Annotated in this window: 21 protein-coding genes and 2 pseudogenes; 11 read left to right on the top strand and 12 right to left on the bottom strand. The window is 67.2% G+C overall.

Features of this window, described 5'->3' with window-relative positions; all coding sequences use genetic code 11:
* The first annotated feature begins 652 nt into the window (after positions 1-652).
* The 3 genes from OG937_45050 to OG937_45040 all read left to right on the top strand — a co-directional run bounded on the left by OG937_45050 (position 653) and on the right by OG937_45040 (position 1,997).
* A complete protein-coding gene (locus OG937_45050) occupies positions 653-994 on the top strand; it encodes a hypothetical protein (protein ID WUD78380.1) in 342 nt (113 codons plus the stop codon).
* Positions 995-1,161: 167 nt separating this feature from the next.
* A complete protein-coding gene (locus OG937_45045) occupies positions 1,162-1,398 on the top strand; it encodes a hypothetical protein (GenBank protein WUD78379.1) in 237 nt (78 codons plus the stop codon).
* A 203-nt stretch (positions 1,399-1,601) separates the two neighbouring features.
* Entirely contained in the window at positions 1,602-1,997 is a 396-nt protein-coding gene (locus OG937_45040) for a hypothetical protein (protein WUD78378.1), read from the top strand.
* Positions 1,998-2,027: 30 nt separating this feature from the next.
* On the opposite strand, the gene OG937_45035 is transcribed toward OG937_45040, so the two are convergent.
* Entirely contained in the window at positions 2,028-2,885 is an 858-nt protein-coding gene (locus tag OG937_45035) for an IS5 family transposase (GenBank protein ID WUD78377.1), read from the bottom strand.
* A gap of 192 nt (positions 2,886-3,077) precedes the next feature.
* Positions 3,078-3,407 (bottom strand): hypothetical protein, encoded by a 330-nt coding sequence (locus OG937_45030; GenBank protein ID WUD78376.1) that lies wholly within the window; start codon positions 3,405-3,407, stop codon positions 3,078-3,080.
* Positions 3,408-3,795: 388 nt separating this feature from the next.
* Between OG937_45030 and OG937_45025 the strand changes: the two genes are divergently transcribed.
* The 3 genes from OG937_45025 to OG937_45015 all read left to right on the top strand — a co-directional run bounded on the left by OG937_45025 (position 3,796) and on the right by OG937_45015 (position 5,563).
* A complete protein-coding gene (locus OG937_45025) occupies positions 3,796-4,287 on the top strand; it encodes a DUF4265 domain-containing protein (GenBank protein WUD78375.1) in 492 nt (163 codons plus the stop codon).
* 473 nt (positions 4,288-4,760) lie between these two features.
* Complete coding sequence (locus OG937_45020; protein ID WUD78374.1) at positions 4,761-5,207, top strand: hypothetical protein; 447 nt, start codon at positions 4,761-4,763, stop codon at positions 5,205-5,207.
* Positions 5,208-5,293: 86 nt separating this feature from the next.
* Entirely contained in the window at positions 5,294-5,563 is a 270-nt protein-coding gene (locus tag OG937_45015; protein WUD79078.1) for a hypothetical protein, read from the top strand.
* Between the two features lie 492 nt (positions 5,564-6,055).
* On the opposite strand, the gene OG937_45010 is transcribed toward OG937_45015, so the two are convergent.
* On the bottom strand, positions 6,056-6,487 hold the full coding sequence (locus OG937_45010; protein WUD78373.1) for a DUF4240 domain-containing protein: 432 nt from the start codon (positions 6,485-6,487) through the stop codon (positions 6,056-6,058).
* A gap of 192 nt (positions 6,488-6,679) precedes the next feature.
* Positions 6,680-7,312 carry a response regulator gene (locus tag OG937_45005; protein WUD78372.1) on the bottom strand — a complete coding sequence of 211 codons (633 nt, stop codon included), beginning with the start codon at positions 7,310-7,312 and terminating at the stop codon, positions 6,680-6,682.
* A gap of 270 nt (positions 7,313-7,582) precedes the next feature.
* On the opposite strand from OG937_45005, the gene OG937_45000 reads away from it, so the two are divergent.
* The 3 genes from OG937_45000 to OG937_44990 all read left to right on the top strand — a co-directional run bounded on the left by OG937_45000 (position 7,583) and on the right by OG937_44990 (position 10,966).
* Positions 7,583-8,848 carry an IS701 family transposase gene (locus OG937_45000; GenBank protein WUD78371.1) on the top strand — a complete coding sequence of 422 codons (1,266 nt, stop codon included), beginning with the start codon at positions 7,583-7,585 and terminating at the stop codon, positions 8,846-8,848.
* Positions 8,849-9,281: 433 nt separating this feature from the next.
* The gene (locus OG937_44995) at positions 9,282-9,521 is read left to right on the top strand and encodes a chaplin (protein WUD78370.1); all 240 of its coding nucleotides are present in this window, start codon (positions 9,282-9,284) and stop codon (positions 9,519-9,521) included.
* A 935-nt stretch (positions 9,522-10,456) separates the two neighbouring features.
* The gene (locus tag OG937_44990; protein ID WUD78369.1) at positions 10,457-10,966 is read left to right on the top strand and encodes a hypothetical protein; all 510 of its coding nucleotides are present in this window, start codon (positions 10,457-10,459) and stop codon (positions 10,964-10,966) included.
* A 650-nt stretch (positions 10,967-11,616) separates the two neighbouring features.
* Here OG937_44990 and OG937_44985 read toward each other — a convergent pair.
* From OG937_44985 to OG937_44970, 4 genes are all read right to left on the bottom strand, one after another.
* Positions 11,617-11,943 (bottom strand): hypothetical protein, encoded by a 327-nt coding sequence (locus OG937_44985; protein WUD78368.1) that lies wholly within the window; start codon positions 11,941-11,943, stop codon positions 11,617-11,619.
* 13 nt (positions 11,944-11,956) lie between these two features.
* The gene (locus OG937_44980; protein WUD78367.1) at positions 11,957-13,210 is read right to left on the bottom strand and encodes an IS256 family transposase; all 1,254 of its coding nucleotides are present in this window, start codon (positions 13,208-13,210) and stop codon (positions 11,957-11,959) included.
* Positions 13,211-13,427: 217 nt separating this feature from the next.
* On the bottom strand, positions 13,428-14,441 hold the full coding sequence (locus OG937_44975) for a helix-turn-helix domain-containing protein (GenBank protein WUD78366.1): 1,014 nt from the start codon (positions 14,439-14,441) through the stop codon (positions 13,428-13,430).
* Positions 14,442-14,778: 337 nt separating this feature from the next.
* Entirely contained in the window at positions 14,779-15,000 is a 222-nt protein-coding gene (locus OG937_44970; GenBank protein WUD78365.1) for a hypothetical protein, read from the bottom strand.
* A 554-nt stretch (positions 15,001-15,554) separates the two neighbouring features.
* Between OG937_44970 and OG937_44965 the strand changes: the two genes are divergently transcribed.
* Together OG937_44965 and OG937_44960 are read left to right on the top strand one after the other, a co-directional pair.
* Entirely contained in the window at positions 15,555-15,926 is a 372-nt protein-coding gene (locus OG937_44965; protein ID WUD79077.1) for a hypothetical protein, read from the top strand.
* A gap of 274 nt (positions 15,927-16,200) precedes the next feature.
* Positions 16,201-16,740 (top strand): phosphate-starvation-inducible PsiE family protein, encoded by a 540-nt coding sequence (locus OG937_44960; protein ID WUD78364.1) that lies wholly within the window; start codon positions 16,201-16,203, stop codon positions 16,738-16,740.
* Here OG937_44960 and OG937_44955 read toward each other — a convergent pair.
* The 4 genes and pseudogenes from OG937_44955 to OG937_44940 form a co-directional block, all read right to left on the bottom strand.
* Positions 16,714-18,888 (bottom strand): FUSC family protein, encoded by a 2,175-nt coding sequence (locus tag OG937_44955; GenBank protein ID WUD78363.1) that lies wholly within the window; start codon positions 18,886-18,888, stop codon positions 16,714-16,716. The two genes, OG937_44960 and OG937_44955, sit on opposite strands and share 27 nt — an antisense overlap.
* 310 nt (positions 18,889-19,198) lie before the next feature.
* Positions 19,199-20,360 (bottom strand): annotated as a pseudogene (locus OG937_44950) (glutathione-independent formaldehyde dehydrogenase).
* A 310-nt stretch (positions 20,361-20,670) separates the two neighbouring features.
* Complete coding sequence (locus OG937_44945) at positions 20,671-21,714, bottom strand: hypothetical protein (GenBank protein ID WUD78362.1); 1,044 nt, start codon at positions 21,712-21,714, stop codon at positions 20,671-20,673.
* 496 nt (positions 21,715-22,210) lie between these two features.
* A pseudogene (locus OG937_44940) lies at positions 22,211-22,600 on the bottom strand (cyclic nucleotide-binding protein).
* Between the last annotated feature and the right edge of the window lies 1 nt (position 22,601).

The following is a 22,601-nucleotide window of genomic DNA, read 5'->3' as shown; positions in this document are numbered from 1 at the left end:
CTGGCCTCACCTCAGTGAAGATCAATCACGGCCGGAGAATGAGCCGACGAGACGGCACCCATGGCGTACAAGCCCGTTGCCCTGAGGCCAAGTTCATCGACTAACGGCGCGCAACGAAGGCATGTCACCGTCCTCGGCGTCGCACCCACCAAGGTCGACGCCTCTGATTCATCCTGACCGACGCACGTCCCCCAGCGCCATGGACAGCCCAACGGCTCCAACTGTCAGCCGAGTCAGGACACAGACGATCACCCGGGGGCGCGGTAAGACTTTCTCCACCTCATCAAGGCACCCGGCGTCGCTCACGCTCCGCCGGGCGCGCGGCCCGCGTCCGGCCGCGCCCACGCTCCTGCCTCCGTCCCGCTCGGCGCGCCGGCCGCCGCCGCGCGCCAGCAAGGGTAGTCCGAGGAATGAGGTCAGAACCATCGTGGCCGGGGCCGGTCGACTCCGAGACTTTAGGCAGCCACCATGGGGCGAGCCTCGAAGATCGGGGCCCACATCGGGCTATTGCGGGCAGGTCCACAGACTGCCCGATTCGCGGTCAGCGTACGGGCCCCGATCTCTCGCCCCATGGCAGCTCCAGCCCAAAGTCTCTCCGCCAACCTTGGTGGAGTTCGAGACCAGGTAGGCACTCACCGGAGAAAATCAGGTCATGGGGATCGACCTGCAGCTGCACGGCAGCCGCCCGCACTGGCCCAGCCGACGCTCGAAGCGCAAGCCGACTTTGATCCGGCAGTCACACGAGCACGGGGAAGCGCTGGCTCAGCTGATCGCCGAACTTCCGGCCAACACATCGGGCAAGCTCTGGATGGTCGACCCGTACAACGACACGACCTTCAACGAGCAGGAGGCCGAGGCCGCACTCGGCGAGATCCCGGAACTTCTGGACCGCTGCACCAACGACTCACAAGCTGAAGCGGTTCGCGACCTCGCCGCCTACTTGGAGGACTGCGCCACCACTCCCGGCAGCTACCTGGTATTCGTCGGAGACTAGCCCGGGCCGTCTCCGGGCCGTCCGAGGCAAGCCAACGTTGACAGACGATGACAGCTGACCACGGCGTCGTCGCAGCTCAGCAGCCAGGCGCGGCGCTCCGGCCCAGGTGGGAGGCGTCCTCACCACTTCCAGAAGAACTAACCGTTGCCGGGAGGAGATGAACGGCCATGAGTGACGTGACGCTGGCCGGAAGACGCTTTGCCGTAACTCGATTCACCAACATCATCGATGACTGCTGGACCATGGAGTATGCGGAGCTGGGTGGCGATCTAGCGATTGCTGTATCGCGCTCATTCGAAGCACCTGATGACCAACTAGAGGTCTGGGCGTCCGCAGAACTGTCTCCGGCCCTCACGGCAGCTGCACTTGAGGACGCACGATCCTGGCTCTCTGATTCCGACTGACTGCCGCCAGTCCGGCGATTGAAGCCCAGCTCACAGCCATCGCAGCTCAGCTCAGCTCATGTACAGCAGCGAAGTACAGCAACCACCGCGCCCGCGACCGACCACCACCAACCCCAGACGACCGGCCGAGGTGCCCGGCAGACCTCAGACCGCGTTTGAGATCTCTGTCGACCGTGCACGAGCGAGTGTCCTACCCTCTGCGGGTGGACGAGAGTTTTCCTGTGGTCGGGAACTTCAGAGAGCTTGGACGCGGCTGGTCAGACGGGCCGTCCCTCCAAGCCGCCGTCCGCGACCAAGCGCCGGCACACGCCGGCGAGCTGGTCGAGTACCTGCGCAACGGCACGGTCCTGGTCTCCGCGACCACATTCGTGCACGACGTCCTCAGCCCCACCAATGCTGTGATCGGGGGGTGGCAACTGCTGACGGACGGGCGCTGGCACTGGCACTCCGACCTGGCCTACTACGTCGAGCGCTATCACGTGGCGCTCGACCCGCGGTTCCTCGCTCATGCGCAGGGCAACGACTGGACTGTTCCGCAGCTCACCGAAGCGGAGATGCTCGCGCTTGAGGCGGTGCTTCTCGGGGATGTCACCGACTGAGTCAATTCGCTGACAGCGGCCCCTCCTCTGTCACCCGGCACGGATCCGTGTGAGCGGTCGAGGCCCTGGTCGTGAGGCTGTTCCACTGCGTGTGAGGCGGCGAACCATGATGCTGATCATGGCCCAGCGGATCATGGTCTCGGCGTGCGCGGGGTGGTGTTCGTAGTCGCGTGCCAGGCGTCGGTGTGCAGTGAGCCACGCATACGTTCGCTCGACGGCCCATCTCTTGGGCTGGACCTGGAAGCCTCGCTGGCCTGGTTCCTTGCGGACGATCTCCACGGTGCGTTTCAAGGCGGTGGCGGCCCAGTCCACCAGGCGGCCGGCGAAGCCCTGGTCGGCCCAGATCTTCTGCACGGTGGGGTGATCGAGTCGGGTCCACAGAAGCGACCGTCGGGCGCCGTCGCGGTCCTGGACGCTGGCGGCCATGACATGCACAGTCAGCAGCAGGCCGAGGGTGTCGGTGACGATGAACCGCTTACGGCCCTTGACCCTCTTCCCCGCGTCGAAGCCGCGGGTGTCGGCCGGGACGGTGTCGGCGGTGCGTATCGACTGCGAGTCGATCAGCCCCGCGGTCGGCTCGGCGCTGCGGCCCTCGGCTTTGCGGACCTGGTCGCGCAGGGCATCGTGGATCCGGGCGACGGTGCCCTCGTCATGCCAGCGCACGAAGTACCAGTACACCGTCTGCCAGGGCGGGAAGTCGTGCGGCAACTGCCGCCAGGCACACCCGGTCCGAACCACGTACATGATCGCGTCCACTGTCCGCCGCCGCGGATGCTTCTCCCGCCGTCCGCCCTTCGGACCCGTCCGCGGCGCCGGCAGCAATGGCTCCACCAAAGCCCACTGCTCATCCGTCAGATCGGACGGATAACCCTCCCCAGCACTGCTCACACCCGCATCAACGAGCTGCTGCCGTCACCGACACGCCAGATCTCAAACACGCTCTCAGCGACCGTGGTGCCCATAGTTCGCATCGAGATGGTCAGTCCCTCATTCGTGATCCGTTGGCTTGACTGAGTCATTGAGACTCCACCGGCCTGGCGCGTCAGTCCCCTGCAGTTTGGCTGGCCGATACAAGACGTATCAGCAGTGGTCCTCGACATAGAGCATGCGTCGCCCTGGCTCGGCGCGGAACTCATGAGCCAGATAACGGCCGGCCGACCAGGCTCCGCCGGGGCCCATGTACTCGTCTTTGACCCGGCCCCATAGCGCAGGGCGTTCGGCTTCCGTCGTGAGCCGGGGAGCTATACCACCCATATCGCCCCATATCACAGGCGTGTTGCCATCCCTGATGAGCCGCCGGACGACACGCAGATCCAAACGTTTGCGGTGGAGCACCCAATGGGTTCCTTGCTCGTCGAGAAGCGTCACGGGGTCGTTCAGACTGTCTGGGTTCGCGGGGAAACGCTGCATACACGAAGCCTCTCAGAAGAACACGCAACGTCATGTGCTCTCGATAGACGGGGACGACGACTGCTTCCCCGACCGGATGCCCGCGCCACAGCAAAGGCCGCCCCGTCCATAGATCGCATCGAGAGGATCGGGCGTGCCACAGCCGTGCCAGGTGAGGCGGTGCCGAACGGGGAGCCACGGGGAACAGCGGTGTCAGCGCCGCATTGCCGCAGGTGAGCGTCTGCCCAGGTGAGGGATGGTCCGCAGCCTCAGTCTTCCATACTGGTGCATCACCGTTCAGGAGTAGAAGTCCCGGCCGTACTCCTCGGGCCCGACAGTGACACCCGCTGGCGGCGGGGTTCGACGGCCACGGCATCATGGCGGCGAAGCACGATCGGGAAGGCAGCACATGATGGAGTTCATCGTTCACGACGAGCCGGTCGGTCGAGCCCAGAGCAATTACATCGCTCACGCCGACCTGGCACCGTTCGGACTCGACGGACAACTGGAACAGTTGTGGTTGAAGCCCCTCGAAGACGACACCTTCTCCATCGCCTGCATTCCGTTTCGCACATACGGGCAGGCTCTCGGCGACCGAGTACGTCTGTCGGAAGATGACCAGGTCAGCGACGTAGTGAGCTTTTCCCGGCACCGTGTCTTGCGGATGCTTCTCATGCCCAGTCCGGACCCGGAACGGCTTGCCGAAGCAATTGCCCGGATCAAGGTGGAAATCGACGCCGCCGGCTTGCTCAGTGAATGGAGCGGTACCCGTCACGTTGCGGTCGATGTCCCACCCCAGGCGAACCCGTCGAAGTTGTTCGCAGTCATGGAACGTGAGGTATCCGAGGCTGGCGCGTTCTGTGAGTGGGCTGACGTAATGCCGTTCAGCACACACGGCTAGCCGGTCAAGAATCACCTGTGCGATGCCGTGCCACTTCCGTGCCAGAACGGGCGGGGAGCCAGGGGGAATCGCGGTGTGTAGGGGGACGCGCCGCCCACTCCATCGAAGGTGGGGAATCCACAGCTCAGGCCGCTGACCGCCCCACCTCGCTCCTAAAGCGGGTGTCGCCCCAACGCGCGCATGGCTCGCCAGTCACGGCAACGTCGCCCGATCGCGCATCACACCCCTGCGCTACGCGGCCGCACCTCTTCCCGCACGCAGCCCACCGGCAACTGCTCCTGCCCGCAGCCACGTTACAGCGGGCGTACCGACGTTGATCACTAGCGGTTTTTGAGCGTGTTCAAATATGGTGTCCCAGGAGTGTGAGGTCCGGAGTGGCGGATCGCGTGGGGAGGGGTGGCGTGGGTCGGTGGGTTTGGGGTTGGGGTTGGGGTGCTGGCATGGCGGCCGCGGGCATGCTCACGACGTCATGCATGAGTGGATTGGCCGCGGGGGTGTGGGCTGCGGAGATACGGGCGGATCAGCTCACGGGGCGGTGGACCAGCGGGTCGGGTACATCGCTGACGTTCCGCGAGGACCACACGTTCGCCAGCGTCAGGCCTGCCGGTATGCCAGCGGCGTCGCATTGTGATGATCCGTCGGTGCTGGCATCGGGCCGATGGGCGTTTGAAGTCTTTCCTGAGGAGGGCGGCTTCGGCGCTCCCGACGAGGACGTCACGCGCGGAAGCGTGCTCTCGCTGCGGTCTGCCAACGGCGACTGTGAGGTGGAGGCCTATCTGTTCGGTGACGAGGACGACCCTGTGCTCTGCCCGACCGACGACACTGATGTCGGCTGCCCTGATGAGGACTACCTGAAGCGTGGGCAGGCACCAGGGCATGGATATGGCAGGAATTCAATCATCATTGCGGAAGCGAGGTAGGTCGTCCGATGGGGGTCAGCTTTACAAATCTCCAGAGAATTCCGGAAGAGCAGCTAGTGCTAAAGGAAATCCGATACTTGGCGCTGGTGCAAGTTGATCTCATCGCGTTGTACCGCCATTGGGGCCGCCCCGACGTCGCAGTGGACGATCTGGCCGAATGGTTGTGCTTCGCGTTCTCGTTGCCCAACGGGGAAAAGTTCGCCCTGCAGCGGGAGGCTCAATATCCGCCTACGCCCGGATTTCTCCTTAGTGCGAGCAGTGGACTTTTCTCTGCGGAGGCGGCGGAAGGGCTAATTGGAGCGCTCGGCATTCCAGGGGTATCCGTGGTTGAGTTGAGTGCCGAGGTGATCAACTAGACATCCTTTTTGTGGCGGCTCGTCAGCACCTGGCGATACTACGGCTCCACCGGCGCTAATCCAGTTTTCCTTATCCCTCCGTCCCCCCTTGTCCCTGAGCCTCGATTACTTGGGCGTGCCCTTTGCCGCATATTGGACGGACCAGGCAGCTGGCACGTCATTCTACGAATCACACGCACGCGGGTTAGTACGACACCTGCGGCGGACAGGCGCTGTCTGTCGCGAAGAGGTACCCGCCGGCTTCACCTCTCCGGGGCTGTATGGGTATCTTCGAAGCCCCCTGCCTTCGCGGCTGACATCACCAGGTGACATCAACGTCGGGGGACGACGGCGGAGTGAGGCGGCCGAGGACCAACCAGAGACCACCCGTGTAGGCGCCTTCGCGCAGGCTGTGCTGACATGGGCACGAACTTACAAGGCAGGTGTCGGCGGCTGGCGTCCAGCTGCACCGCTGGCCCGCCCCCGTGGGTTCGCGCGCAGCAGAGCTGGGTTCTATGAACGGGCCCAGCCCGCGGTGTTGGAGTAGGACTCATAGGAGTAGCGCGTCCGGCGGCCCCACTCCTCGCCGGTGAGGTGCTCGTACGCCCGATCTGGAACGTAGAGCAAGCTTTCGGCCCAGACGTTGCCAGTGGCGAAGGGCTCGAACGCTGCCGCATCCCGAAGGACGCGGTCGTACGTGCCCCGGCCGGCAGCAACGACAGCGGCCCGGGTGTACAGGAAGGCGTCGCCCGACAGGCTGTGCCCATACTCCCTGGAATCCAGTCGGTACAGCGCCCATGACAACTGTTCTGCGAACTGTTTGACTGTCGCCAAGGGACCCTCGACCAGGCGCGACGTCAGAGCCGCCACGAGTTGCTCCGCGTCCGGGTCCGGCGTCCCTGGCTTGCAGTCCTCGATCAACTGCCAGAAGGCGTTCTCATCCACGATCCAGAGCATGACGGATGGGTCTGACAGAAGGGCGGCGTGCCACAGCCGTGCCACATCAGGCGGTCAGCCACGGGCAACGTGTTCGTCGCGGTCGAGATTGCTGACTGAGCTGGGGTCTCTTCACGGCCGCTCTGACCTGCGAACCCTCGACGACCCTGACCACCAGGCTTACAAAGCAGATGTCTCCAGTCACAACGAGCCCAAGCGGGCCCGTTCCATCAGGTCAATGACGTAGTGGACCAGCTCTACAGGTGCCGTGGTCCCCGCGAAGATTCGCCGGTCGACGCCCCTCTCGGGCGCAAATCTCCCCGTGTAGATCAACACAGGTACGTCGATGTTGTACTGTTCGAGAACTCGTAGCATCTTGATGCCCGCTTCCCGGTCCCCGTCGCGGCTGAAGTCGCTAATGATCACGTCATAGGGCTTGCGCCGGAACAGAGGGACCGCCTCATCCGTCGACAAGGCAAGATCAACTTGCATGCCGACGCTACGGAAGAGCTCAACGAGCGGGACGTTTCCCTCCGGGCGGTCGTCTACCCATAACACCTTGCCGCCCCTAAGCAGGTCCGCAGCGTGTTCCAGTCTTCCCAGTGCCATGCGTCTAGCAGTGGCAGTAACGGTCGTCTGGCTCTCGTCCTGGGCACGGTCGAGCAGCTCGCCGGCAAGCTCAATCTCAACACCGAGGGCTCGCAGTGAGGTTAGCCGCGGAACCATACGCTGAATGATCGTTCCCCGCAGTGTGAAGTAGACAGTAGCGGCGAAAGCGACCCAGAGGACTGCGGGTACGGTGCCAACTACTTTGATCCATATGGAATCAGGCATGCGAACATGATGGCCGATGCCGCCCGACTGTGCTGCCGAACGCCCAACGCGTACAGGAGCGGCACGACTGACATCACCAGATGACATCAACGTCGACAGATGACTGCGGAACCGTGCAACCAGCGACCGACCGTTGGCCGCTCCAGTAGGCGCCTTCCGACAGGTCTCACGGAGCCTGGCCCGAACATGTAAGGCGGTGCTCTAGTAGTGCTTGGTCAGGTCGGCTGAGTCTGTGCGTGTCCTTGTGGGGTGGTCGGGCGTTGGGAGGGTGTGAGTCCGGACGAAGTTGCTGTGGTGCGTGATGAGTTGGAGGCGTTCGCGGCGGAGGTGTTCGAGCCGTTCGCGCGCAAGGATCAGCGCCGGTGGGGGCAGGTGTATCTGCGTGGTCTGATGACGGACGCGCGGCGCAAGTCGGTCGAGCCGATGGCCGCTCGGTTGGGAGAGGACGGCAACCGGCAGGCGCTGGCCCACTTCATCACCACCAGTCCGTGGGATCCGTCCCATCTGCGGGCCCGTCTGGCGTGGAAGATGGAATCGGTGATCCGGCCCACCGCTCTGGTCTTCGACGACACCGGGTTCCTGAAGGACGGCAACGCCTCGGCGTGTGTGTCACGGCAGTACACCGGCACCGCGGGCAAGGTCACCAACTGCCAGGTGGGTGTCTCGCTCCATCTGGCCCGTGACCATGCCTCGGCGGCCGTGAACTGGCGCCTGTTCCTGCCCGAGGGCTGGGATCCGTCCTCGCCGAAAGCGGACCCGGACAAGGTTGCACGCCGTGCGGCCTGCGCGATCCCCGAGGACGTCGGCCATGTCGAGAAGTGGCAGCTGGCGCTGGACATGGCCGATGAGACCCGCTCGTGGGGGATCGATGTGCCGCTGGCGATCGCGGACGCCGGATACGGCGACGCGGCGGCCTTCCGGCTCGGCCTGAACGCGCGGGGCATGCACTACGTGGTGGGTATTTCCAGCACGCTGTCGGCCCAGCCCGGCGATGCGGCACCGGTCGCCGAACCGTACTGCGGGACCGGCCGGCCGCCGGTGCCGAAATACCCAGAGCCTGCCCGCTCGGTGAAGGAACTGGTCATCGAGGCGGGCCGGAGCGCGGCACGGCCGGTGCAGTGGCGCGAGGGATCCCGGCCGGGCACCGGCCGCTCAGGGGTCAAGCGGATCTACTCCAGGTTCGTCGTCTTGCGGATCCGGCCCGCCGGACGTGAGATCCGGCAGGCCACCGATGGCGTGGAACTGCCGGCGTGCTGGCTGCTGGCCGAGTGGCCCGCGGGTGAGAAGGAGCCGGTCCAGTTCTGGCTGTCCGACCTGCCCGAGACCACCGCGCTGACCACCTTGGTCCGTCTCGCCAAACTCCGCTGGCGCATCGAGCACGACTACCGGGAGATGAAGCAGGCCCTGGGCCTGGCCCACTTCGAGGGCCGGACCTGGAACGGCTGGCACCACCACGTCACCCTCGTCTCCATCGCCCATGCCTTCTGCACCCTGCAGCGACTGACCCGAGCCCCAAAAGACGCGGCGCCGGTCTGAGCCTCTACCAGGTCGTGCGTGACCTGCAGATCCTCCTCGCGACCTGGACCGGCGCCTGCCCCACCTGCCACCGCGACATACCCACCCCAATACCGACCTGACCAAGCACTACTAGAGGCCAGTCAGATTGGGCTCTTGGCGCAGCTCGGAGCCCGTTACTGAGGTCGGCTCTTCGGGGTGACGACTCGTTGGTTTACTGATGGCTGGTCGCCTCCGGTTGTAGCAGCGGCTGCCGGCAGGACGTCAGCATCGCGGCCCGACGTAGCCACTGGTCCCGGAGCGCGCCGCTCCGAGGCTGGTCCCTTGTACGAATCGCAGGCTCCGCCGTACGGAGGTTTTCCGCGACCTTCCCGTGTCACTGCCCCGGCCTCGGCGTTCTTCAAAGTGCGGCCCCTGGTCGAGGGGGCCGTGTCATCACAGGAGGAACAGCTCTATGAACAGCGCCAAGAAGGCCGCCCTTGTCATCGCCGCCGCCGGTGCGGTCGCCGCCGGTTCAACCGGCACGGCGCTCGCCAACTCCAACGCGGGTGCCGCGGCCGTCGGGTCGCCCGGCGTTCTCTCCGGCAACGCGATTCAGATCCCGATCAACATCCCGATCAACATCTGCGGCAACACCATCAACGCTGCCGCCCTGCTCAACCCCGCGTTCGGCAACGTCTGCCTCAACCGGTGACGTCTGCGGAAGCCCCCCGAGGGCAGCGTGGGTCCGCGGGGCCTTCCCGGTCCCGGGAGGGAGCCGCTCATCCGCGGCGCCGCTTGGTCTCCTCGACGCACGCGCTGCATGACGTCTCCTGGCGCCGGCGCCTCTCGGCCGTCAGCCCGCCCCCATCCGCGTATCGCACACACCACGGCTTTCAACCGGCGGCAGCCGTCAGCTAACCCAACGAACCGTCACACCACGGAGCCGAGGTCAGCAGCGCGCGATGGGGCCTCGCACTCTCCCGAGGACTGGAGCATCCTGGGAGTGCGGCCCTGTCCTTAGCTTGTCGAAGCTGCACCCCGGAGCATGGCCGCACATCTGCCCGCCGGCCATGCGAGTGGTCCACCGCGGCTGGCCGAACGGGCTCGGAGACGCGGTCCCGTCGAAGGTCCTTCCCCTAGGTTCGCGGCGGGGCCGCTCACGCTCCCTCATCACGCGCCCGCGGGACCGCCCGAGAAATGAGGGAGGCCCCCACCGGTTGTGGGCTGCGCGGCGGGGCCTCACCGTTGTCCGCTGCCCGACTGGCTCTGCAGATCCTGACGGCAGCAGATGACGGCAACAGAGCCGTACCCACGAGGACCCTAGCGGTAGCGGGCGACCTACCCTGGCCCTTTGTAGTAGCGACGCGGCAGCCCGCGCGTAGCCGTGAACGAACTCCTAAAGCGGGTGTCGCAGGTTCGAATCCTGCCTGGGGCACAAGGGAAAAGGCTCCGGACCGATCAAGGTCCGGGGCCTTTGACATCCACTTTCGACATCAACGGCAGCGGTCGACGGCAGCCATCGCGCTGGTCTGCCGCCTCCGGATGTGGTCTCTCCGCCTGCCGTGTCGGGCCCCATAACCGCTTGCGGCCGAGCGCTACTGACGTGACACGATGCCGGTCCGGCGTGGTCGACAAGGGGGTGCAGACGTGACCGAAGACGAGGCTGTCAGGCAGCTGAAGATGCTCGCGCGGTCGCGTGCGTTCGAACGGCCCGTAGGCTCTGATCGGCTCATTGCAGCGGCTCTCGACGCCCTCCTGGCCGACGTGGAAACGCCGTCGCTGCCACTGCTCGCCGGACTCGGGCGGCGCGAGGAACCCGAAGCGTCCGAGCTGTTCGATCAGGTGATGGAAGAGCTCGGATTCGTCTTCGAACCACAGGCGGATCCGACTGCGACCAAGCTGGCCTTGGCCTATTGGCTGGCCGAGCAAATCGCCGACGGGTCACTCGACCCCGCGACCGGCGCGGACATGATCTGGACCGAGGCAGCCATGGAACTCCGGTATCCACCCGTGTTGGAGCCCGTCGTCACGTGCGCCATCCAGCTCGACGACTGGAACGAGGACTGGACGATCTCCCGGGACGAGATCACCAGCAACGTCGTCCGCGCGGTTCACGAGCTGCTCCAGAAGCGTTCATCGTCAACTCCAAGGGGCTGAGCTTGCACGGCAAGGAGACCCCGAACTGCGCCCGAAGAGGTCGCAGAGCGCATGTCCGGAGTCTTCGCGGTCCGACTCCTGGACGCTCTGGACGGTTCCGGCCCACAGGTGTGCAGCCACGACCGCAAGCGCCTGGCCTCACCTCAGTGAAGATCAATCACGGCCGGAGAATGAGCCGACGAGACGGCACCCATGGCGTACAAGCCCGTTGCCCTGAGGCCAAGTTCATCGACTAACGGCGCGCAACGAAGGCATGTCACCGTCCTCGGCGTCGCACCCACCAAGGTCGACGCCTCTGATTCATCCTGACCGACGCACGTCCCCCAGCGCCATGGACAGCCCAACGGCTCCAACTGTCAGCCGAGTCAGGACACAGACGATCACCCGGGGGCGCGGTAAGACTTTCTCCACCTCATCAAGACGCTCCCTCCGCGCAGAGCGCGGCAGCCCGCGGCCTGGCGCCTCGGGCCGCCGCTCCTGCCTTCGTCCCGCTCCGGCCCGGCCGCCGGCCGCCCGCCAGACGGCGAGGGGTTGGCTGAGGGGAAACCCGCTGTGGCTGGGACGGGCGGTTCCGCGGCTTTACGCAGCCACCATGGGGCGAGCCTCGAAGATCGGGGAGCAATAGTCAAGACTTGTGGATCGGCAGTTGCTCAGCTTCGAGTTGATCGGAGCCTGGTGAGTCCTCCGACCGCCGAGAGCTCGTCGCTGAGAGGCTCGGCGACGGCCGGCGAGGTGATGAGCAGGAGTATCGACACGTCGGGGTGCTCGTCGTCGTAGAGATCGTCTTCCCCGTCGTCTCCGGGAATGGCGTTCGGCTGGATCTGGAGGCGGGTCGTGTCGGCGAGGGTGGCCAGGAGGTAGACACCGAGGTAGTCGCTCTCGCGTTCGATGAAGGTCACGTCTAGTCGGTCGGCGAGCAGGCTGGCCAACTCCTTGGCCGTGTAGGAGTTCGTGCCGTAGGTGTCGGAGACGGTCATCTGGGCATTCTCCTCAGGCCGCGTGGCTTTCGGTGCGTTCGACCAGCAGGCCGTTCTCGAACCGGGCCCCGGCCCGGACGAGTGGGACCAGGTGGGCTCCGGTGATCGCCCGCCAGCGGGCCTGGGCGGATTCGACGAGCTTGAACACCATGGCCAGGGCCGCGGCCGGGCTGCCGGCGCCTCGGGTGACCTTGGTCCGAAGCTTGACGGTGGAGAAGGTCGATTCGATGGGATTCGTGGTCCGCAGGTGGACCCAGTGCTCGGCCGGGAAGTCGTAGAACGCAAGCAACTCGTCCCGGTCGTCGGTGATCTTCGCGACGGCCTTGGGCCACTTCGTGCCGTAAGTGCGGGAGAACGCCTCGATCGCCTTCTCGGCGTGGGTACTGTCCTCTGCGTTGTAGATCTCCTGCATTGCCTTCGTCGCGCCCGGCTGTGCGGACTTCGGAAGACAGTTCGTCACATTACGGGCTTTATGGACCCAGCAGCGCTGGTGCCGAGCGGTCGGGAACACCTCGATCAGGGCTCTCCACAGGCCCATCGCGCCGTCGCCGACGACGAGTTCGGGATCGCGCATGCCGCGACGGCGGCAGTCACGCAGCAGGTCGGCCCACGACTCGCTGGACTCCCGCAGTCCCTCGGCCAGCGCGATCAGCTCCTTGGTGCCGTCCAGGCGGACGCCGAGGAGGACCAGCACGCACGAGTGCGCCTGGCCGAGCCGCACCTTCGGGTGGACCCCGTCGGCCCATACGTAGACGAAGTCGCGGTCGGACAGATCCCGGTCTTGGAAGGCGGCGTGGTCATCGCTCCACTGCTTCGTCAGCCGAGTCACCGTCGCGGCCGACAGTCCGGCCGTACCGCCGAGGAACTGCTCCAGCGCAGGCACGAAGTCTCCGGACGACAGTCCGTGCAGGTAGAGCAGCGGCAGCACCTCCGAGATCTTCGGTGACTTGCGGCACCACGGCGCAAGGATCTTGGAGGAGAACCGCTTGCGCTCGCCGGTGGCCTCGTCGACGCGGCGGTCATTGACACGCGGCGCGGTGACCTCGACCGGCCCGGCCGCGGTGACGACTGTCCTGGGCCGGTGGTGGCCATTGCGTACGACCAGGCGCCGTCCGCGCTCGTCGGTCTCGGCAGCCAACTCGGCTATGTACTGGTTGACTTCCGCCTCCAACGCGGCGGCCAGCATCCGGCGGGCGCCCTCGCGGACGATCTCATCGATCAGGGAGCCGGACGCGATACTGCCGTCGGCGTTCACTACGCTCAGCACGGGCGTGCCTTCCCGACCCGCGCTGCGAACGCGGGCCTACTCGGAGACCTTCAAGGGATCATCGGGAAGGTACGCCCTCCGCGTGCCTCCCCGCACCGCTCCACAGGTTCCGAGCATTGCTCTGCGCCGAGCCATCCAAGGCCAAGGCCGCAGACGAGCCTGCCTGATCCACGCATGCGCCCGCATCGCGTGGCGCGGATCGGTACGGCAGCACCGATCACCCGCTGTGTTGGTGAGAGGGGAGATCGAAGGCCTGCAAAGGATCAGTCTGCAGGACGCCGGTCTGCCGCCACTCCATGGGAGACACGCCGTAGACCGAACGGAAGGTGCGGCTGAAGTGCGCGTGGCTGGCGAAGCCCCAGCGGTGTGCGACGGCCGCCACGGTCTGCCCCGCGAGTTCCGGGGATACGAGGTCCCTTCGGCATGCCTCGAGTCTGAGGCGCTGGATCCAACGGCCGACGGTCATGGGCTCGTCCTGGAAGAGCTGGTACAGGTAGCGAACGGAGATGTGGTGTTCGGCCGCGAGCGAGGCCGGGCAGAGTGCGGGGTCTTGCAGGTGGGCGCGAATGTAGCTGCGCAGGCGTCCCAACAGGTCCACCTCCGCCGCAGGCGTGGCCGCTTCGTCCTTGATGTTGCCCTGCAGGGCGACCAGGGCCGTCAGCACGTCGACGATCCCCCGCCTGAGGTAGTCCTTCGGAGTCGGCGCGTAGATGCAGTGATCCGTCATCGTGACGAGTCCGTTCACGTACGACGCGAGGATTCCACTGATGCCTTGGCCGGTTGAGTAGGTCCGGCCGGTGGCCAGGCGCAGTGCCGAGTCGGGGAGATCCAGCATCTCGCGCGGGACTGTGACGAGATGCCGTCGTACCGGGCCGGTGAACTCGACGGCGTAGGGCCTGCGGGTATCGAGGATGACGAACTCGCCAGCGGCGACCGGGGTCTCCTGGCCGTCCTGACGCGCGACGCCGGCACCGGTTCGTTGGAGGCTCACCACCAGCGACTCGTCGCCGTCCGCGGCGATGAGCGGCGCGGTCCGGGCCAGCCGTTGCGGGCTTGTCTCGATGACGCCGGCTTGCACGCCCGCCACGCATGCCCGTCGAATGGCGCCATGGATCATGGCCTCTCCCAGGCTACGGACCTCCATCTGGATGAACGCCTGGCCCACGGCGTCTGCCCAATACTCGGTCCGCTCGTCGGGCGGTTTGATGTCAGTGCGGAATGCTTGGATCACGATGCCCTCGCAAATTGCCAGGGAGCCATTGCGTTCCCGAGACCTGCGCAACGCGTCCACGCATCGCGCGACGCCGGGAAGCCCGTACCCTGCCAACGGTAAAGCCCAGCCGCGGTCACCGACCGCCTCCCGGGCGAGACTGCGGGGCACCCCCAGACATGCGATCGGGAAACTGCGGGAAAACCCGGATACCCCGGCCGGCGAGTTGTGCCAGAGTCCGGCGCTGGGAGACCCGAGCCGCGCACGAGGCGATTCGGGCCGCGCTCCGCCCAAGGTGGAGGAGGGCGAAGCCGCGTCCCATTTCTACCTCGTTCACGAGGGTGTCAATCCCGCTGGTTCACAGGCTGGCCATGACCCGGGTGGCTGATTTGTCGCTGGCGTGCCCTTCCAGTGCGGCCCACTCGGCGACGTCGAAGGGCCAGCGCGTGTCGGCGTAGGCGATGACGACGTGGCGGCCGTCCTGCCGGACGGTGTGCTGCGGGTCGCCTGGCTCGCTCCCGGCGGCCACCACAGCGGCGGCCGAAGAAGCGTTGCGGCACTTCAGGCGGGTCTTGGGCATGGTCAGCGCTCCTGCATTCGCTGGTCGATACGGCGGATGATGCTGTGCGGGAGCCTAACCCGGAGGGTGATCAACCTCTTCCGGTAAGCCGCATTCGGCGCAAAATGGCCGTCACCGGCCCGGAGCAGCAGCCCGCGCGGCGAACTGCCCCGGCTTGCACGCTGTCGGTATGCGCGCGATCTGGACCGGCTACGTCAGCTTCCGGCCTGGTCACCATCCCCATCCACCTGTACTCGGCGACCGAGGAGCACGGCACCGGATTCCACCAGGTCCACGTGAGCGACGGAGCCCGCATCCGGCACCGCAGGGTCTGCGAGCGCGAAGACGTAGAGGTCCCGCAGTCGGAGATCGCGCGGCTGGGAGCGCCCCGACGGCCGCACCATCGTGCTCCTCGATGAAGACCTGGCCGCGCTCCCCCTCCCGACGAAGCGCACCGTCGACGTCCTCGGCTTCGTCGACGAGCGAGACGTCGACCCGGTGCTCTACTCCCGCCCCTTCTGGGCGGCGCAGCCGGCGAACAGGGCCAGCGCCCGTACGCGCTCCTGGTCGAAGCGCTGGCCCGGCACGGGACGGTCGCCGTCGCCAAGGTCACCTTGCGCACCCGGGAACGGCTGGCGGTCATTAGGCCACGCCACGGCATGCTCGTGCTCCACACGCTGCTGTGGCCGGAGGAGATCCGCGAACCAGACGACCTGTCCTCGAACGCCCCGGTGACAGACCGGGAACTGGAGCTCGCCGAGCTGCTCATGGACGAGCTCGCCGGAGTGGACATCGCCGCACTGCACGACGACTACGCGGCCGCGCTGGAGCAGCTGGTGGCCGCGAAGATGACCGGCGCAGGCCTGGAAGAGCCCGAGGAGCCCGTGCCGGCCGTGGACCTGATGGCGGCGCTAGAGGCGAGTATCCGGGCGGCAAACAAGCGCTAGCTGTATTGACCGGGAGCGTTGTTCACGCGGGTGATGGGTGGGTGGCCGCCGAGTGCGGTGTGGCAGCGGTGGTGGTTGTAGTGCACGAGGGCACCGCGGGCCTCGTTCGCCGGTAGCCGATTTCCAGGAAACCAAATACCCGGAATTCTAATGAGGCACTGACCCTGCGAATTTATAGGCGATCTGAGCAGGCGTTCAGGGACACGTGGCACCGACGAAATGCTGTCCACCCGTTCGGCAGCACGCCGCGCCTATGGGCCGGGGGACCCCTAGCATGCTGACTGTGCGACTCATTCTCCCGAAGATCGAGGGCGGCGGCCGGCTACAGGGCCTCCTGCAGCTCATCGAGGACGGCATCCATCTCGTCGTCGCGGCGCTCCTCGTGCTGCTGGCGGGGCTTCTGACTGTCGGGGTCGTCCATGACGTCATCAGGTCGATCCAGGGGCCGTACCGCGAGGAGACGGTCGTTCTCTCCGCCCTGGACAACGGCCTTGTGCTGTTCATCGTGGCCGAACTGCTCCACACCGTCCGCCTCACCATCAGGAACCAGACCCTCGACGCGGAGCCGTTCCTCGTCGTCGGCCTGATTGCCGGCATTCGCAAGGTGCTCATCGTGACGGCCGAAGCGGAGAAGTCCTTCCGGTGGAACGTCGAGGGGATCGAACTGCTCATCCTGGCGGGGCTAATCCTCGTGATGGCGACAGCGGGGTACGTGTGGCGGCGCTCGACGCGGCCGGGAGACTACTTCCCGCTTCAGGAAGCGCGGCGCTACCCACCGCCGGCGCCGTCACCCACCCCGGTGAGCGGGGCCTGATCCGTCACCTTCCGCCGCCACGGCTGCCCGCACCCGCTGCTCCTCGCGTGCAGAGCCGACGTCCCGTTCCAGGGGTGTGCGGCTGACGGCCGTCGTGAGGTCCTCCAAGGCCCGCTTCTGCAGTTCCGCCCCGCGCCGCACCACCGTGCTCCGGTCCCCGGCGGCGGCGCCCTCCCACGCGTGGAGCGCCTCCTCCACGCGCCCCCAGTCCGGAATCCGGTGCTCGCGCACGTCGTCTGCCGCCTGCGCGGTGTCCGCCTCCAGGGCCTCGGCGAACCGCTCCGCCTCGGGGATGAAACGGCTGTCGGCCCGCGGGACGTGGCTCTCCATGAGCATCGCCGCCCGGCCGAAACCCTTAAGCGCCTCCTGCGCCTCCTCCGCCTCGCGCGACGTCAGACCCCTGTGGCGGACCGGTTCCTGCCTTGCCCGGTCGTAGGCCTCCTGCCAGGCGGCACGTGCCTCCCTGCTAGCCAACAGTGCCCTGCGCATGTCGGCGCGATGCTCCCGGGTCGGTTCGGCGTAGCTGCGCAGCACCGCGGCCGCGTAGCGGCCGTTGGCGGCGAGCCAGTCCGCAAGCCGGCTCGGCAGCCGGGGCGTCTCCCATGCGGGGAACACCACGTACACCAGCATGGCCAGGGCCCCGCCGAGCAGGGTGAGCACCACCCGCTCCGGGACTGTCTGCTCCCATGCCTGGCCACCCATGCCGAGCAGGAAGACGACGTACGCGGCAGTGAAGCACTGGGAGTAGGCGTAGCCGGTACGGATCAGCGTGTACGACAGGCCCGCCGAGACCACCGCCAGCGCGCCGAGCACGTTGGCGTCCGGGCCGATGATCTGCACCATCCCGGTGGCGAGCGCGACCCCGGCCAGGGTCCCGGCAAGACGGGCCACCGCACGCGCGTACGTCCGGTGGAAGTCCGGCCGCATCACCATCACTGAGGCGATGGGTGCCCAGTAGCCGTGGTGCAGGGGTAGCCAGGCAGCGATCAGATAGCCGAGTGTGGCCACCGCCGCCAGGCGGATGGCGTGCCGCAACACGGGCGAGTCCCGGCGGAGCTCACGGCGGACCGCCCGGACGACGACCGGGAGCAGCCGGAACATTGTCGGACGCACCAGAAACTGGGCGCTCGCGGTGCCGGGCGGCGTGGGCGTCTTCCCGCGCGCGCCGCTCCCGGCGATCTCCAACGCCTCGCCGAGTAGTTCCACGAGCTGCTCGGCGGCCTGCCGGGCGGGCCCCTCCAGCACCTCATGCTCGTCGTCGACACGCAGGACGTCCGCGCTCCCGGGCGGCACCTCGGCGGGAGTGCCGCGGCGGATCGAACGGGCGGCCGCGTCCAGGACGTCGGCGGCCGCATTGAGCAACTCCCGCGCCCGGTCCCGCCCGGGTCCCTCCGACGGGGCGCCGACGTCCGGGTCGGCGAGGGCGGCGACGACCGGCCGAATGCGCTCGGCCAGGCCCCGCGGGCCATGGAGGGCTGGGGGACGGGTGCGGGCCTGTGATGGCGTCACGGCGGCCGCGTCCCGGGCCGTCATCAACGGCTCCGGGTCGAACGGGGCGGTCGGGTCGTGCCGCAGCCGGCGGGCGTAGTCCGCCACGGCGGCCAGGGCGTCGGCGAGCGCGTCACGATGCGCCCCCCACCGGCGGATCGGGAACAGCAAGATCAGCACGGCCTGTGCCACGCCCCCGAGCGCGATGATCCCGGCGTGCTCCAGGGCGCGCCCGACGCTCGTCGGCAGGGTAATGGTCACCAGCATGCTGCCGACGGTCGTGGCTGCGACGATCCCAGCGGTCGATCCGACGGCCCACGCCATCCCTGCGAGAAAGGCCCATATGGCCAGAAGTGGGAGGAACGTCACGAGTCGCCCCGCTGCCAGGTAGCCCACGAAGGTGCTGAGCGCCAGGCCCGCGCCCGCGCCGAGCGCGATCACCTTGCGTGGACGCCAGGTGCGCTGGAAGGTGGCCCCACCCGCGGAGTAGGCACCGAGGGCGGCGGACGCGGCGTACGCAGGGGAAACCAGCCACAGCGCCGGCCCGACGACGATCGCCACCCCAGCAGCCGTGCGCAGCGCGAGCAGGGGCTCCAGCCGCGTCTCCTCGATCGTGAGCCCGGATCGCAGGGCCTCCCCGAAGGCCCGCAGCCACGTCACGGGTGTGAGCCTAGCCGGAACGCCCTGCCGGGTCGCGTCGGCCTGGTTGAGCTGCGGCAGCCGTCAGGCAAGGAAGCCTCCCGCACGGGCCCAGGAACAGGGCGGCGGCAGCCGCTGGGGCGGGGTGCTGCCACTGCGGACACTGCTGGGCGTCCACCGTCCGTTCCACCGGGCCGGAGCGCGGGCGATCGCTGCCGGCTCAGAGCGCAGGCGATCGTCGCCCGTCCAGCCCCGGCCGAAGCCAGGGCGATCGCCACCCGACTCCCGGACCGGCCCGGGGGAACGGCCGGGACGGCGGCCCTCGGGTCCCTTACCCCTTGTGGCCGTTGCCGTGTCCGTTCGGATGCAGGACCACCTTGGTCCAGCCCTCGTCACGGGCGTCGAAGTGCTCATAGGCGGTGGGGGCCTCGTCCAGGCTGAGCTCGTGGGAGACGACGAAGCTCGGCTTTGCCTTCCCGCCGGCGATCAAATCCCGCAGCGCCCGGTTGTACTTCTTCACCGGCGCTTGCCCCGTGCCCATGTGCTGGCCCTTGAACCACATCATGCCGAAGTCGATCGGGACCTTGCCCTGCGCCTCCAACTCCCCCTGGGCCTTGGCACCGCCGGGGTCCTGGGGCAGGAACACGCCCACCACGCCGATGTCGCCCGTGAACCTGACCGAGTCGATCAGTCCGTTGATCGTGAGGCTGGCGTCCTCGTGTCCCTTGGGATCGTGTGCCTGGTAGCCGACGCACTCACAGCCGTTGTCGGCGCCCAGACCGAGCGTGGCCTCCTTGACGACCTCCGCAGGCTCCTGCTCGGCGGTATTGATCGGGATGGCCCCGATCTCCTCCGCCTTGCGCAGCCGGTCGGGCTGGTGGTCGGCTACCCAGACACGGCCGGCGCCCTTGAGGAGGGCTGAGTAGGCCGCCATCAGCCCGACGGGACCGGCCCCGAAGACGATCGTCTGGTCGCCCGGTTTGACGTGGGCCATCTCGGTGGCGTGATAGCCGGTGGGGAAGACGTCGGCGAGCATCACATAGTCGGTCTGCCGGTCGGCGGCGTCCTCGCCCAGACGCAGCGCGTTGAAGTCGCCGTAGGGCACGCGCAGCAGTTCCGCCTGGCCGCCCTGGTAAGGGCCCATGTCGGCGAATCCGTACGCGGCTCCGGCGAGGGCCGGTTCCGGCTGCATGGTCAGGCAGTAGTTGGTCAGACCCCGCTCAGCCGCAGGCGATGTTGAAGGGCAGGACCACATACTGGCCGACCTGGACCTTGCGGACGGCCGAGCCGACCTCCACGACCTGGCCCATGTTCTCGTGTCCCAGGGTGCGGCCAGACTCGAACGAGGTGCGGCCCTCGTACATGTGCAGGTCCGAACCGCAGATGTTGGTGGAGGTGATCTTGACGATGATGTCGCAGGGGTGCTCGATCTTCGCGTCCGGTACGTCCTTCACTGTGACCGTTCGCGGGCCTTCATATACCGCTGCTTTCATGATGGCTTCCTTTGGTGCCGCGGCATGAGCGCAGCACGGCAGGGACGGAGACGGCGCAAAGGGCCTGACTCCCGGGAGTTGGTGCGACGGGGTCCGCGGCTCCGGCATGCCTCTGTGGGCTGTTCACACGGTTCAGATGGAACGGTGGTCCCGCAGTTGGGCCGCCAGGCGGAGCCCCGGCGCTCCGGCGGCGTACCGTCCGAGTCCCCGTCGGCCCATGACGCGAAATAGCCACGCACCGATCGACCAGCGGAATCTTCGGACCCGGACGACCACCAACAAACGACGCATCTCCAACTCAGGTTACCAGCTAGTCACCCTGGTCGTCCTGGAGCATGTGGCGACGTTCCTGTTCGCGCTTGGAGTAGGCGGCTGCCCGGATCGCCTCGTCGCTCTCCAAGCCTGATCCCAGCGCGCCGCCCACGGTGGCGACCGAAGCAACGAACCATGACAACGTCAAGTATTCCGCGGCGTGCAGCGGGGTTCGTGTCACGGAAGCGAACACTTGGCCGTTGATGATGAACAGAGCCCACACCAGGTTGATGACAATCAAACCGCCGTAGCAGACGAGCACCCCGATACCCACGGTCACGACCGTCGAGGCGTTGTAGAGCCTCGCCCTCTGCCTCGCCTCCGGCGAGACCTCTGTTGATCGATGCCACAGCTGCGCGTCGATGATCAGCCAGCCGATCATGAGCCCGACAGACCCGACCATGGCGATCACGAGGCGTGGCGCGCTCAGGTACTCGGCCAGGCTCCAGATGGTGGAGTTCACGGTGGCGACTGCTCCCGTGGCGAGTGCGGCCGCCAGGGCTTTCGACAAGCCCGGCACCAACCGCCACGGCCGGTTGGCGCGGACCATACCGATGAGCACCCTCAGGTGACCGCGCGGCCCGCTGACGACGTACCGAAGATCAGCGGTCTCCTCCTCTTCGACCGGGCCCAGGTGAATAGGCGCGAGACGACTGACGAAGGGCCCGAGCAGCGGCTGATTTTGCGAAGGTCCTCCAGCCCCGGTGGCCCGCGGACCCGCCAAGCCAAGCACGGCTTCTTCCACGGCCCGCAGGGCCCTCGCCTGCAGACGCAAACCCCCCAACGGAGGAAGAGACAGCAGCGCCAAACCGTGTTCGTGACTCAGATCCACAACGAGCTTGCGCCCGTGTGATTGGAGCGGGAGGTCGGTGAGGGCCACAACAATGTCCCAGTTCTCAGCTCTTCCGCGGTCCATGATCCGGCGCATCAAGGTGGGCGGGTCCTCGGTCCCTGCGGTGAAGGGCTCACTGACCACCTCGACGTCGAAACGTCGGCCCTGGCCCGACTTGTCGGCGAGCCGAGTGGGAAGTGTCTGCGCCATGCGCTGCGCGATCTCCGTCGGCGCATCCGGATCCGCCAGGAGAGCTACGACCGTAACGCCCTGAGGCGACACCCGCATGACTGGGCCCTTCTCGTCGGCTGCCCCGTGATCGCAAGTGCCCACAGGATGCCCCCGAGGTGACGTCGACGCCGTGTGACACGCTGGCCCCCGCCAGCAGGTGCAGGAGGTAAGGCCAGATCTCCTCCACCTTGATTCATCGGCATCACCTGCCTCCACGCCATGCTGTTCGTGCTCGTTGAGTCACCGCAGCGTTACGGCTCACACCGGAGTCGTTGCACCCGCTCGCCGGGCACCAGCCCGATGCTGGGTCTACCTCTCCCTCGCTCGGTTCATCCCGTCACATGGAAACCGTCGGCGTTTCGCTGGACGCAGGCCGGCAGGACGCCCGGGGGGTGGGCCGGGCGGCCTACGGGTCGTCAGGGAGAGAGCCAGCGGCAGGACAGGGACCGGCCCGTCACCGGCCGGCGCCCCTGGACTAGGGGCCAGTGGAGCGGACCAGATTTCCCGTCTTTCCCCGGTGCTCGTGCACGAGGCGGATCGCCATGGCACCCTCACCGGTCGCCGAGGCCACCCGCTTGACCGAGCCGCTCCTGACGTCGCCGGCGGCGAAGACCCCGGGAAGGGTGGTCTCCAGCAGCAACGGACCCCGGCCGAGCGAGTCCCACAGGGTCGGGTCGGCCGCCGCCTGGGCGTCGGCGCCGGTGAGGATGAAGCCGTTCTCGTCCAGGGCCAACACGCCCTTGAGCCATTCCGTGTGCGGCCGGGCCCCGATGAACACGAATAGCGCCGCGACCCGCAGCTCCCGGCGCTCACCGCTTGCGTTGTCCTCCACCATCAGCGACTCCAGCTTCTCCTCCCCGGAGGCA

The sequence above is a fragment of the Streptomyces sp. NBC_00510 genome, from assembly GCA_036013505.1.
GTDB lineage: Bacteria > Actinomycetota > Actinomycetes > Streptomycetales > Streptomycetaceae > Actinacidiphila.
This window is presented reverse-complemented; position numbering and strand designations above follow the sequence as displayed.